Annotated in this window: 6 protein-coding genes and 3 pseudogenes; 1 reads left to right on the top strand and 8 read right to left on the bottom strand. The window is 60.3% G+C overall.

Annotated elements, in window-relative coordinates; translation table 11 throughout:
- The 4 genes and pseudogenes from G6N73_RS26580 to G6N73_RS26565 all read right to left on the bottom strand — a co-directional run bounded on the left by G6N73_RS26580 (position 1) and on the right by G6N73_RS26565 (position 4,461).
- The gene (locus tag G6N73_RS26580; RefSeq protein WP_246252597.1) at positions 1 to 408 is read right to left on the bottom strand and encodes a hypothetical protein; all 408 of its coding nucleotides are present in this window, start codon (positions 406 to 408) and stop codon (positions 1 to 3) included.
- A gap of 14 nt (positions 409 to 422) precedes the next feature.
- Positions 423 to 614: pseudogene (locus G6N73_RS26575) on the bottom strand (recombinase family protein); the annotation flags it as partial.
- A 7-nt stretch (positions 615 to 621) separates the two neighbouring features.
- Complete coding sequence (locus tag G6N73_RS26570) at positions 622 to 1,422, bottom strand: tetratricopeptide repeat protein (protein ID WP_165032980.1); 801 nt, start codon at positions 1,420 to 1,422, stop codon at positions 622 to 624.
- A 126-nt stretch (positions 1,423 to 1,548) separates the two neighbouring features.
- Positions 1,549 to 4,461, bottom strand: a complete 2,913-nt coding sequence (locus G6N73_RS26565) for a Tn3 family transposase (protein ID WP_165032979.1) — start codon at positions 4,459 to 4,461, stop codon at positions 1,549 to 1,551.
- 1,253 nt (positions 4,462 to 5,714) lie between these two features.
- Here G6N73_RS26565 and G6N73_RS26560 point away from each other — a divergent pair.
- Positions 5,715 to 6,173 carry a hypothetical protein gene (locus G6N73_RS26560; protein ID WP_246252596.1) on the top strand — a complete coding sequence of 153 codons (459 nt, stop codon included), beginning with the start codon at positions 5,715 to 5,717 and terminating at the stop codon, positions 6,171 to 6,173.
- A 142-nt stretch (positions 6,174 to 6,315) separates the two neighbouring features.
- On the opposite strand, the gene G6N73_RS26555 is transcribed toward G6N73_RS26560, so the two are convergent.
- The 4 genes and pseudogenes from G6N73_RS26555 to G6N73_RS26540 all read right to left on the bottom strand — a co-directional run bounded on the left by G6N73_RS26555 (position 6,316) and on the right by G6N73_RS26540 (position 12,184).
- A complete protein-coding gene (locus G6N73_RS26555) occupies positions 6,316 to 7,707 on the bottom strand; it encodes a sensor histidine kinase (protein WP_165032978.1) in 1,392 nt (463 codons plus the stop codon).
- A gap of 141 nt (positions 7,708 to 7,848) precedes the next feature.
- Positions 7,849 to 9,202 (bottom strand): annotated as a pseudogene (locus tag G6N73_RS26550) (IS3 family transposase).
- Positions 9,203 to 9,284: 82 nt separating this feature from the next.
- A pseudogene (locus G6N73_RS26545) lies at positions 9,285 to 10,166 on the bottom strand (ISL3 family transposase); the annotation flags it as partial.
- 245 nt (positions 10,167 to 10,411) lie between these two features.
- The gene (locus tag G6N73_RS26540) at positions 10,412 to 12,184 is read right to left on the bottom strand and encodes an adenylate/guanylate cyclase domain-containing protein (protein WP_165032977.1); all 1,773 of its coding nucleotides are present in this window, start codon (positions 12,182 to 12,184) and stop codon (positions 10,412 to 10,414) included.
- Between the last annotated feature and the right edge of the window lie 277 nt (positions 12,185 to 12,461).

Genomic DNA, 12,461 nt, shown 5'->3' with positions numbered 1-12,461 from the left:
TCACGGCTCTGCCTGAGCGTTCAACAGCATGGCGACGTTTTCAGCGGTAAACTTGAAGCCTCGGCGATCAGGGACCCGCTCGGCGGAGATGGGATATCGCGGTCGCTTGGGATCGATGCCGGTGATCCGGAATCTCTCGCCTCCGGTAGTGAATTCGCGCCCGAAGTCCGAGGGGGCCAATCCGTATCGTTGGGCCAGATACGCGAACATGTCCTTTTCGAGATTGAAAGGCATGCCGTCGGAGGTGGGAACGCTGACGCGGAACACCGGCTCGAAGGCAAACCCGGAGTCCAAGCCGCGCCAGCCGGCACCCTCGATGACGAGCCCATGGTCCGCAACGATTTTTCGGCAGGCTTCAAGCATGCGAGTTTGGATTTCCTCGCAGTCTGCCGGCGTCAGCCGGGTCATGCGCTTGCCTTTGCTCATTCTGGTCCGCCTTTCCGCACCTGGTAGACGGTCGGGCCGTGGCCCCGTTCCAGTCGGCGCATAATTTCGGCGCGGTCAATCTTCGGCGGGCGGCCCCTGTAGTCGCCTCGCTTTCTGGCGGCGGCAATCCCTTCGGCTTGGCGCTCGCGCCGCTGGTTGGTCTCGAACTCCGCAAAGACGCCGAGCATACCCAAATTAGACATCGGCACTGCCCCGCCGTCTGCGCGGTTTCAATTTCCTGGTAACATCGACCAACCACTCGATGGCGCCGGGCGTGGACTGCCAAGCCCTACCGTTTTCCTCGACGTAGTCGGCTGCCTCGTCCTCGCCGCCCATGGTGATGTAGCCGTCCATGGAGGCAACCAATGGCTGCTTGCCGGATAAGACGCCGGGCACATGGCTATTGGCCAGCCAGGCTTCCTCGGCCAGTTTGTCGGCGTCTGGATCGTTTTCTCGGAAGGCAAGAAGGGCCGGCGTATAGAGCCACGCCGCGGCGCCGTCTTCTTCGAACTGCTTGAGCAGCTTTTTCAGCGGTTTGATTTCGTTGCGCGCCAGCAGATGCCCGGCCAACACGTAGCGGATGCCCTGATTGTCGTTGGGATTGAGTTCAAGCATCTCCTGATAGTGGTCGATCGCATCCTGATGTCGGCCTAGCCGCCAGAGCGCGGCGGCAAGACCTGCCCGCGCGCGCATATAGGGACGGGTCTCCAGAAAGCCCCAGAAGTGGCCGGCATACTCCTCGAACCCCTCGGGCCCGAGGGCCATTTCACCCGCCTCGACGCCCTTTTGGTAGTAGTCCAGCACTTCCTCGACAGACCGCGCTTCCTCTTCGGCTAGCAGCACATAGGCGTCAGCGCAGAGCGGTGACACCTTAAGCGCTTTCCTGGCCAGCGCGATACGCTTGCTGCGAGTGGTCGCCTCCCAAGCCTCATAGATGATGTCCTGCGCCGCCTCTGTCGGATCGCCCCTGCGGTGCCCGCCGAACAGATTGGCCATGAATCCCTCCATACCGCGCCGATCCGGTAACGGTGGCAGTATGCTGTCATCTTTCGACTGCTTGGGAGTCGCTGCTTTCTTCCGGGGCTTCTTCGAGACAGGCATTTTGGCTCCCTCCAGTTGTGATCACGCCGCCTGCTTCCGCTCGAAATCGATACGGCGATCGAGATCAAGGTCGAAACGGCCATAAGGATTGACATGTCCGTAGATCAGCGGGGTGAGGCCACGATAGTCCTCCGGCGTCAGCCGCACTGACCATTGCGGCTCGCTCAGCACCGACTGCATCATCCGGGTGTTCACATAGACCAGCGACGCCTGCAACAAATGCAGTGCCAGCGCCGAGATCTCCTGATCGTCGAGCCGGTTGGAGGCAATCTCGCCGCCCTTGCCGAAAAACACGAAGCTGGTGGCGCTGTTCCAGTTCTCGACCACGTTCAGGCCTTCGTGGATTTCGCGGCGGAGCGCCTCGTGGCGCAAATACCGGCACAGGAAGATCGTTTTCACCGCCCGGCCAAGTTCGGCGAGAGCCTTGTACGTCGGATGCATCACTTCAGCGCGGGCAAACCGACGCAGGATCGCTTCCGGAGCAGCCGTTCCACTGTGCATGGCGGCGGCATATTTGACCATCTCGTCATATTGCTGCTCGATCTCGTCCCAGTTGATCACCCCGGAAAGAACAGGCAGCAGATTCGGCAATTCCGCCCGCAGGCCTGGAAAGGGCAACGCCAACTTCTGCCGGGCGATCGCCTTCAGGCGCGGCGCTAGTTCGAAGCCGAGCAGGCGGCAGAAGGCAAAGCCGATCGCGCTCTGGCCATGGCTGTCTACATATTGCCGCTGGATCTCCATGTCTGTGCAATGCCGCAGAACGCCCTTGATCATCGCCGCGACCTCCGACGAAGAACAACGCTTGAGCTGCGAACAGATGCAGGTCGAGCCTTTCTCGACATGCCAGTAGATCATCACGCCGCGGCCACCGTAGCGGACATGCCATTCGGTCATCAGGTTGCCGTCCCAGGCACCGAATTTCTTCGAATCCGATGCACAGGCCGTACCGGTCTCGCCCCAGATGGCGGCGTTGCGGACGGCCAGTGTCGCATTCGCAACGCGGCCGCAGGCTGCCTTGAGCGCGTCCCGATGGATGAAGCGCCGGCTCACATGAAGCAGTTCCTCATAGCTGGCATCCGGGCAGCCGGCCGCCACGCGCTTCAGGCCGGCATTGGTTCCCAGTCCGTAGAGACACAAAATCAGGCGCCGCTCGAGCGCACCGCTTGAAATCGCCACGCGGGAGGCCGACGTTTCAAAGGCTTTCAGGAAGCCCGTGTCCAGTGCCGTCTCCTTCAGCACGTCCAGGAGTTCCGTCATCGGCCAGCGCTGCCCGATCTCGGCCTTGACCGAACGCAGGCCTTGCGGTTCCGGCAGCGGGTGAAATGGCGTGATCGAGACGCGGTTTTCGCCGCGCCAGAGAATGCGCACCTTGTCGTTGCGGGGAATTTCCGCATTCAGCAGCCGCAACTCCCGCTCCAGTTCTGCCTTGATTTCGTGTGTGAAAGCCCGCGCGTCCGCCGTCAGCTTCAGCGCGCCGTAATAGGCCGCGCGCCTGGTCTCGAAATCCTTGGGCAGGTCATCGTCCGGATTGCGATAGCGATCGGCACCCACCACCCAGATTTCCTTTGCCCGGATACGGTCGCGCAGCTGGCTGAGCACACAAAGCTCATAGCTGATGCGGTTGATCCGCCCGTCCTTGCCGATGATGGCGCTGCGCCATTTCGGCGGAATGACGCCGTCGATCGGCACGCAGTTCCTGGGAACGATACGGCATCCGCTTTCGAGCATCCGCCTGATCCAGTCCAGAGCTTCGAGCACCGGCCGATGCACAGCGTTGTTCGAACGAAACTCCAGAATCGAAAGCAGCCTCGGCAGCAGCCGTCTGTAATGATTGGCGTAGGAGCCGCGCATCACCTGGTAGATCCGGCGCTCCAGCGTGCCCTTCGCCCGATGTTCCTTGACAATCGCTGCGAGCTTCTCGCGGCCCGCCACCGGAAAGATCACGTCACAGACCCGGCCGTCCGGCGCCTCAATGGCCGCATCGGCAATATCGACCAGAAGCCGCTCCTTGCCATAAACCTTCTCGATGTCGCGCGCGATGCCGGCAACCACCTTGCGCTTCGAGCGGATCCCGATCTTGTGAATGGTCTCCACCAGAAGATCGATCATGCCATCGATGATCTGCGCTTCCCGTACCATCAGGAAGACCGCATAGAGGCCGAGCTGCCGCGGCTGAGCGTGGCGGCGCATCTCGGAGGCTTTTTCAGCGCCGACCCGCCGGACAATCTGGTCGATCCACGTCTTGCCGGCGCCCGTCAGCAAGTCCCGCGGCAAATCCAGCCTTTTGATGAATGCCAATCGGTCGGCAAGAGAAAGCATGTTGTCCAGCGTCGCGGCACCCGGATCACCCTTGATGGCATGGAATCCGATTGAACTCTCCGGATCGGCGAGTGAGGCTTCCATCAGCGCCATCGTTTCCGGTAGCAGCTGGTCCGCGACGCTACCGAGAAATGTTTCCAGGAACCGTTGCCGCTCGGAGCGGACCAGCCGCTCCATCTCTTTCGCCGACGGCCCGAACATCCGGCGATCCCGGCACCACAGAAAGACCGCCTCCAGCATCGCCGCGACCGATGCCCCTCGCGGGCAGAGATCCATAGCCATCCAGGCGACAAGCACTGCGCGATCCGCGTGCTTCATCCGCCGAAAACCAAGATGGCGCAGAATCTCTGCACAATGGCGACGTCCCGAGCGCCCCGAAAAATCGTGACCGTCAAGATCGGTCTCGCCGACGCCAAGCTGGTTGGCCAGATACGAAACCGACTCACCGGGAACCTCAGACGCCGCGGTGGCGAAATAACCGTACGTGGCAAAGAACTTCAATTGCACTGCCAGTCCAAGCCTTGAACCGGCCGGCTTGGCGTTCACAAAGTCGATGTCGGCAAACGACAGGCTCCATCCCCCGGCCAACGCCTCGGGCGAAACACGCAGACCCATAAATCCACTCCCTGTTCCAGGAGCGAATTCTCAGGTCAGGATGACATCACGGTCAATCCGTTCCCGCAACGTTCCACAACTTGGCCAAAATCACAGCTTCGGGCCGATTGGGCCTATCATGACGTTTCGTGCCGTGACCCGCTGGCGACGTACAGGCCGCTCGCGGGCAATGACCTGGATGGAGTGGATAGCCGACATCGTCTTCACGCAGGCGATTATGAACCAGGCTGTTGGCCGCTCAGGATCTTAGGACAGGGACCTCCCGACGCCGCCATCCGGTCGGGACGGACGATCCCTGCTCCCGCAACTTGCGGATCAGCTCGTGCCCCTGAAACCCGGGCAGGCCGAGGTCGAGAAGGATGAGATCTGGCGCTGCCTGCTCCATCTTCGAGCGCCTCGCGGGCCGTTAGCGGCCTCGACCACCTGGAAGCCTTGATAAGCTAGGCTTGTCCGCAGCAGTCGCCGGATGGGCGGTTCGTCGTCTACCACCAAAATCCTGGTTGGGCGCGAAACTCATGCCGCCGTATCCAAATCTGCCGGCGCCCTCAGGGACCGGGATGGCGATCGTGAAAACCGCCCCCGGGCGATCGTTTCGGTTGGCAACATCGATTGAGCCGCCCCGCTTCGACGAAGCCGCGGCAGATGGCAAGGTCGAGGCCCGCGCCGGCGCGCTGGCTATAGCTCTTGCCCGCGCGGTAAAATTTATCGAACACGCGGTTCAGGTCGTCGGCTGGAATGCTGATCCTCGAACTCCCATACGGGCCCGCGGCCATGACAAGGCCGCAATGAGAGGCGGAACACATGGCAGCAACCGAACACGCGCAGCAGCCTGCACCAAAGATTCTTCTTGCATCCGTCGGGGCGTCCACACATGCGTGTGCGGAATTTTTTTTTGAACGTCCAGCGGTGTCCCCGCAGCCAGTCGCTTGACGTACTGCGGCCGATCCCGGCCAGACCGGGGCGCTCCAGGAAGTGGATGCCTATTGGGAAGAAAACCTCAAGCAGTGAAGCTGATGCAGTCGGGCAATGCGTCCTCCCGTCAGGACGCATCGTCTCGGGTTCTTCCATGGGCACTCCCAGGAGGCGGCGTGGTGAAGATCTGGATAAAAGGTTGAATTTCAGCGCAAAGGCGCGACATGTCGCAGCGCTGCAGACGACAACCTGCATGCTGGCTGTCTGGTCGCGTCCATGGATGTTATCGACTACGGTCGACAGTTCGACGGCTGACCAATGCAAACGATTGAGGAGCGGTGATGTACAACAGACAGGAGCGCACCATTATGAGATTGCAACCCAGCCTTTTGGCCTTCCCTCTGTGTGTATTTCTGGCCTTGTCCGACGTGGTCCTGGCACAGGATTTGGTTGGCGACCTGCCAGGGGAGGTAGAATCCGCTCGGCAGGCCGAAGTCTCCGAGGCCGATCGCATCGCGCAGCTTGTTGCCAAAAATGCCGACAACGCGAGTTCGTTGCGCAAGATGTTTGTGGTAAATGAGGTCCGCGTGAAGAACATCAGGAAGGAATTCCCGAAACGTGAGCGAGAGGTCATTCGCGAGGCGGTGACCCTCAACCAGGAAACAGTCGATGAGTTACGAAATGCCGTGCAGTCGAATTCCCCTGTTTTTCGACGCGCTAGCGAGCAACTCGTCGATGTCTCAAAAGTTATCGCAGCTCAAACGAACGAAGCAGACGTCGTTCTGTACGTGGACGAGTGACGCCGCCGGAGTGAGAAGTGCTGGCCTCGGCCCTGCACAGACCGATGCCGCGGGCCGCGAAAGCGCGCTTTAGCCGCCTGCCGCCCGCAACCAATCGCCGCGTAAGAGGGAATGCGCCTAAGAGAGCACAGCCAACACGAATCTATGATGGCCGGAATTCGGCTATCAACTCAGCGCCGTCGGGATGCAGCGTGAGCTGCGACATGCCCTTGAGAGAATGGCGGAATACGCTGTCTACCACTCGGCTTCCGTATCCCTTGCGGTCAGGATCGGTGTCTATGTCCGCGCAACGCTCGCGCCAGTGAAACCGGACCTTATTCCCCTCCCCTTCAGCGCGGAGACTCCAGTCGATCGTCACCTTGCCAGCGCGCGAGGCGAGCGCGCCATGCTTAACGGCGTTTGTAACCAGTTCGTGGATGGCCATGGCAAACGCCTGAGCCGCCTGCGGAGGGAGCAGGATTTCAGGTCCCGCAAGATGAAAATTGACGCCTTCCCGACCGCCCTGGGCTTCAAACTCCGTCCGCAGAATGTCGGCCATGTCGGTATCCCGGTCTGGCGCGCGCAGGAGGAGGTCCTGTGTTCGAGCCAAAGCGGCCAAGCGTGTTTGGAAAGCGTCCTTGAATTCGTCGAGAGAGCTGCTTTCACGCAGGATTTGGTTCGCCAGGGCCGCAACGCTGGTCAAAATGTTCTTGATGCGATGATGCAGTTCTCCCACCAGAGTGCGCTGCTGAGCCTCCATTCTACGCAGCTCGGTGACATCCCGAATTGCCAGCAAGATGAGGTCGAGATGGTCGAGGCGCCGGCCGTTGAGGAGCATGATCCGGCGTCCGACATTTTCGAACACATGCTCCACCTCCACGTCATTGAAGGCATTATCGTCGGGGAGGACATTTTCCAGCAGCTTGCGCAGGTGCGGAATGTCCCATTGCCCGTTGCCGAGCTCGTAGATCAAGCGGCCTTCGCTTTCAGAAGCGGAGACCCCGAACGCTTTGTAGAAAGACTGGTTCGCCTGAACGACCCTCAGGTCCCAATCGAGCACCAGCAGCGCTTCACGAACGCTGTCGATCAGCTTCTCCTGAAATTCCTTGTGTCCTTCGAGCTCAAAACGGGCCTGTTCACTCCTGGTTTGGTCGGACAACGCCAGCAGGATGAGTTCGGGTCGATCCTCAGTGGCTGCCAACCGCTTGGCGTTCAGGATCATGATCTGTTTGCCGATGTCCGGGAATTTGTGCTCAACTCGGTAGTTTGTCACCGTCGAGCGTTGCGGCAAAACCTTCTCCAGAAGATCACGCAGTTCGGAAATGTCCCACTGTCCGTTGCCGATCTCGAACAATGGGCGGTGGCGTGTTTCCTCCATACTCACATTGAAGAAATCGCAAAAGGCGGCGTTGCTTTCCCTGACCGTGAAATCCGAATCCAAGATCAGCAACGGCTGGTCGACGGTTTGTATGACAGCTTCCGCCAAATCGCTGGAGGAAAACCGGATTTGCTGCTCCTGTCGGTCTTCGCCCTTACCTGTTCTACTGGCGCTCATGCAGTAACTTGAACCCGGAACCAAGCGGCTGTCTAGGGGGAAACAGTGCCTCACAGTGCTCCGATGCTGTCCGTCGTCAGGGAATTTGAGACAATTGGCGCTCTGATTTAGCGGAGGCTCTGGCGCATCTCGGTTGTCATTTTAAGCGGCGTCTCTGCGGTGTCGCAAGCGCCGTTGTTCGATGGTCTTTCGCTTGATCCTTTCTCGTTGCAACAGGATGGTCTGGCCGCGTCCGAAGTAGACGTCGGCCGGGGTGAGATTGTCGAGGCTCTCGTGGTAGCGCCGGTGATTGTAGTGCTCGACGAAAGCGGCGATCTGCCTGTCGAGATCGCCCGGCAGGAAGTAGTTTTCGAGCAGAATGCGGTTCTTCAGCGTCTGATGCCAGCGCTCGATCTTGCCCTGGGTCTGGGGATGGCTGGGCGCGCCACGGGTATGCTCCATGTTTTGATCCGAGAGCCAGTCGGCCAGGCCGCCGGCCACGTAGCACGGGCCGTTGTCGGAGAGCAGCCGCGGCCGCTGATACACCGTCGCCCGATCGCAGCCGGAAGCCTCGAGCGCCATCGTCAGCGTGTCGGTGACGTCTTGCGCCCTCATGGTCGTGCACAGCTTCCAGGCGATGATGTGAGCCAAGAGAAGTCGTCGAGGATGGTCGACAGATAGAACCAACCCCAGCCGATCACCTTCAGATAAGTGAAGTCGGTCTGCCACAGCTGGTTCGGCGCGGTCGTCTTGTCCTTGAACTCGTCGACCGCCTTGATGACGATGAAGGCTGGGCTGGTGATCAGATCATGGGTCTTGAGCAGACGGTAGACCGAAGCCTCTGAGACAAAGTAGCTTTCGGCGTCGGTGAACGTCACCGCCAGTTCGCGCGGCGACAGCTCCGGCCTGTTGAGGGCGAGGTCGACGATCCGCTCCCGCACCTCCTCGGGAATGCGGTTCCAGACCCGGCCTGGCTGTGGCCGGCGATCATCGAGCGCGTCGATGCCGCCGGTCAGGAAACGATCATACCAGCGGTGGAAGGTGGCGCGGGGAATGCCGAGCTTTTCCAGCGTGCGGCGTGCCGGCAGGTGCGACTGCTCGACAATCCGGATGATCTCGAGCTTCTCGGAGGCGGGATATCTCATTCGTCGTCGCCCCCATCCGCAATCATGCTTTTTTTGAGCAGTCGCAGCTCCAGCGCCTGCTCGGCGACGACCTCCTTCAAATCGCGCGTCTCACGGCGCAGCACCTTGACCTCGTCGGTGGTGGCGGCGCGCGCCGTGTCACCTGCCAGCCGTTTCTTGCCGGCCTCGAGGAATTCCTTCGACCAATTGTAATAAAGGCTCTCGGCAATCCCTTCGCGCCGGCACAGCGCGGCGATCGATTCCTCGCCGCGCAAACCTTCCAGCACGACACGGATCTTCTCTTCCGCTCCATACTGCTTCCGGGTGGCGCGGCGGATGTCCTTGATGACCGTCTCTGCAGACGGTTTCGGTGTCCCGGCTTTCTGTCTCATCTTCGCTCCTGTGAAGGGCTACGATGAGCCAGAAATCCTCCCTTCCTCGTTAAGCCAATTCTGTCTCACTGGCGCTGACGCCAGACAGTTCCAGGATAGCCTCGTTTGTCTCCTGACGACGCAGATATCCTTCATATTGCAGCCGCTCGGCATGGGTGAGAGGTCGCGGATCTACGATGGTGCTGCCGACAGCCTTTCGGATTTGGCGCATGGATTTGTTGACCGCATCGAGGAAAGCGCGGCTGGCGTTTTCCATGAGATGCCAGCGGTCGGCCACCTGATCGGCGTGCGGCAAGGCCTTGGCGATCGCCTCGCCATACCCGCCACCCCGATCACGTGCGACAGTCGTGATGGACGGATGATCCGAGAGCCATGCCTGCGATGTCGCCTGCTCGCGATCAGGCAGCAATGTCACCGGCCTGCGGCGTTCGAGATCGCAGACAATCGTCCCATATCGCTGGCCGCGCCGGAATGCAAAGTCGTCAATGCCAACGATGGCGAGTTCATTGCGCGGCTGTTCAGTCCGGCGGCGCACCACACGCAGTAGGGAATCGTTGCTCACCGGCATCATCAGGCGATCAGCAAAGGCTGCGGCCGGTCTGCCACCCAACGCCAGGCCAAGATGATGAACGATCGTCTCCAGGCGTCCGGTCCTTCGCGACAACGGATCCAATACACCATCGCCAAACCGTTCAGCATAGATCCGGCGACGGCAAAGAAAGGCGTCGCACCAGAACCGGCGAACCGTCACCCGCAGTACAACACGCCGGCCGGCAATCGGCAGATCGGCGGCTTGTCGCAGATATCGGCTCTGGGTTCGGCGTGAAGTAGTCCCACAGCAAGGGCACGTTGCCGAAATAGCTGCAGCGCGTACATCCAGAAATACGCGCTCTGCATCAATCTCGGCATGTTCAACAACGAACCCTGCCGGCGCCAGTCTCGTCGACCCAAATCTCCGCTCCATCGCCCTGATTCCCTCTCGAAATCAGGCGACATCATCCTTCACATGCAGCAAGATTGAGTCTGACCCCCTTTTGGACGCCGATCACCCCTGAAACGGGGTCATTCCACGCCGAAACACACCTTGCGACATAGCGCGAGCAGAATCTGGAGGACTGCAACGTGTCAATTCTTCCGGTTTTCGAACAGGAAGGTTGCGCCAGCACCGGTCATTGCTCATCCTTGAGCGAATGGCTGCAGAAGGAGTAGTTACACCAGGTCGACCTTGCGAAGCCCGTCCACGACCAGCTCGAAATCGTCGGGGTTCTTGTAGGGCAACACTTTGCGGCGGTGTTCAAGAGAATAATCAGGGTTGACGCGGAATACTTCCTGCCACTCATGTCGGGCTTCTTCGCAGCGCCCCAGATGGCCGTAGCTCGCCGCCAGGAGCACGCGTGAGACGTCGGTGTCAGGGTTACGAACAAGTCGCCGCTTAAGGATCCCGATTGCCTCTTCGTACCTGCCCAATTGGAACGTCGCTTGTGCCTGGAAGTGGAGGAATATGTCCGGATAATACGGGTTCAAGGCCATTCCCCGTTCGAAGCACGCGAGTGCCTCCTCAGGCCTGCCGGAATAGTAGAGCGAAGTGCCGAGACTTTCGTGCCCTTCGGCAAGGTTTGGAGCGAGGGAGATTGTGCGTTCAGACTCGCGGATGGCCACGTCGTGCCGTCGCAAATATAGATTGATGATGGCCAGCGCCCAATGCGCCCACGGATATCGATCGTCGAGCTCTACTGCCTGTGTCGCAAACGCTTCCGCTTGTTCCAATGATGCCGACGACGACGGGCTCCACTGGTTTGCGTAGTCCAGCACGTTTGCGACGGCGAGGAACGCGTAGGCGGGAGCGAACTTCGGGTCCAGTTCGATGGCGCGTTGCAACAGTTCCCGACTCTGGATGTTTTGCGCTCTCGTGAACCGCCACAGCTGCTCTCGGCCACGCAGAAAGCAGTCATACGCTTCCAGGTTGTCGGTTTGCTCGGTCGCCAGCCGCTGCTGGTCGCCCTCCGTCAGGTTGAGCGCGAGCGCGCCGACAATTTGCTGTGTCACGTCGTCCTGCACGGCGAAGATGTCGGTCAGGTCGCGGTCGAAGCGTTCGGCCCAGAGATGTCCGCCCGTGGTCGCGTCGATAAGCTGTGCGGTGATCCGTACCCTGTTGCCGGATTTGCGGACGCTGCCCTCCAGCACATAGCGCACACCGAGGTTTCGTCCCACCTCCTGAACGTTCACGTTCCTGCCCTTGAAGGTGAAGGACGAATTGCGAGCGATCACGAACAGCTGCGACAGCTTTGAGAGAGACGTGATGATGTCTTCGGAGATTCCGTCGGCGAAATATTCCTGCTCGGCATCACCGCTCATGTTGGCAAAAGGCAGCACGGCGATCGACAGCTTCGGCGGCGGTGCTGTCGAAAGCGGAGCTGGCGGAAATTCGGGTGTCACAGTTGCCTTTGCCTGAGCGGAGGTGCCGACTCGGAGCAAATAAACCCGGATCGGTTCGGCGATGTTCTTCAGCTGCGTGTTGCCGAGATCGCTGACTGAGAGGTCAAGCCGCGCCTTGACCTGGCGATAGGCATCCTCGGATAGGCAGATGGCGCCGGGCGCCGCGACGCCCTCCAGACGCGAGGCGATGTTGACGCCGTCGCCCATCAGATCGCCGTCGCTTTCCTCGACTACGTCGCCGAGATGAATACCGATCCGGAACTCGATGCGGCGGTCCTGCGGCACGCCGGCATTGCGCTCGACCATGCCGTTCTGCACTTCGAGGGCGCAGCGCACGGCGTCTACCACACTGCGGAACTCGACAAGCGCCCCATCCCCTGTGCGCTTGATTACGCGTCCGTTGTACACGGCGATGGTCGGATCGATCAGATCGCTGCGCAGTGCCCGTAACCTGGCCAAGGTACGGTCTTCATCGGCGCTCGCCAGCCGGCCGTACCCGACCACGTCGGCAGCCAGGATCGCGGCTAGCTTGCGGTTCTCGCTCATCGAACAATCTCCCTAGTCGCCATAATAACACGAAGACCCAGGGAACGAGGAAAGTTCGGTGTTCCAGCGTGCTGGTGGGTGAGATCGACGCTCAGCTTCCGGTTTGTCATCGCACTTCTCCAAGTGGCCAGGATGTGAATGCGCGCCGAATGTTAACCCTGTCTTCGAATGACGTACCATGTTGACATTGCGCCATATTCTAAGAATTCAGAGGGGTCCGCATCGACGCCGGATGTGACCCCTTTTCGATTTAAATACTTGCGCGCAGAATCAAGTG

Source organism: Allomesorhizobium camelthorni (genome assembly GCF_011045125.1).
In the GTDB taxonomy this organism is placed as follows: Bacteria; Pseudomonadota; Alphaproteobacteria; order Rhizobiales; family Rhizobiaceae; genus Allomesorhizobium; species Allomesorhizobium camelthorni.
This window is presented reverse-complemented; position numbering and strand designations above follow the sequence as displayed.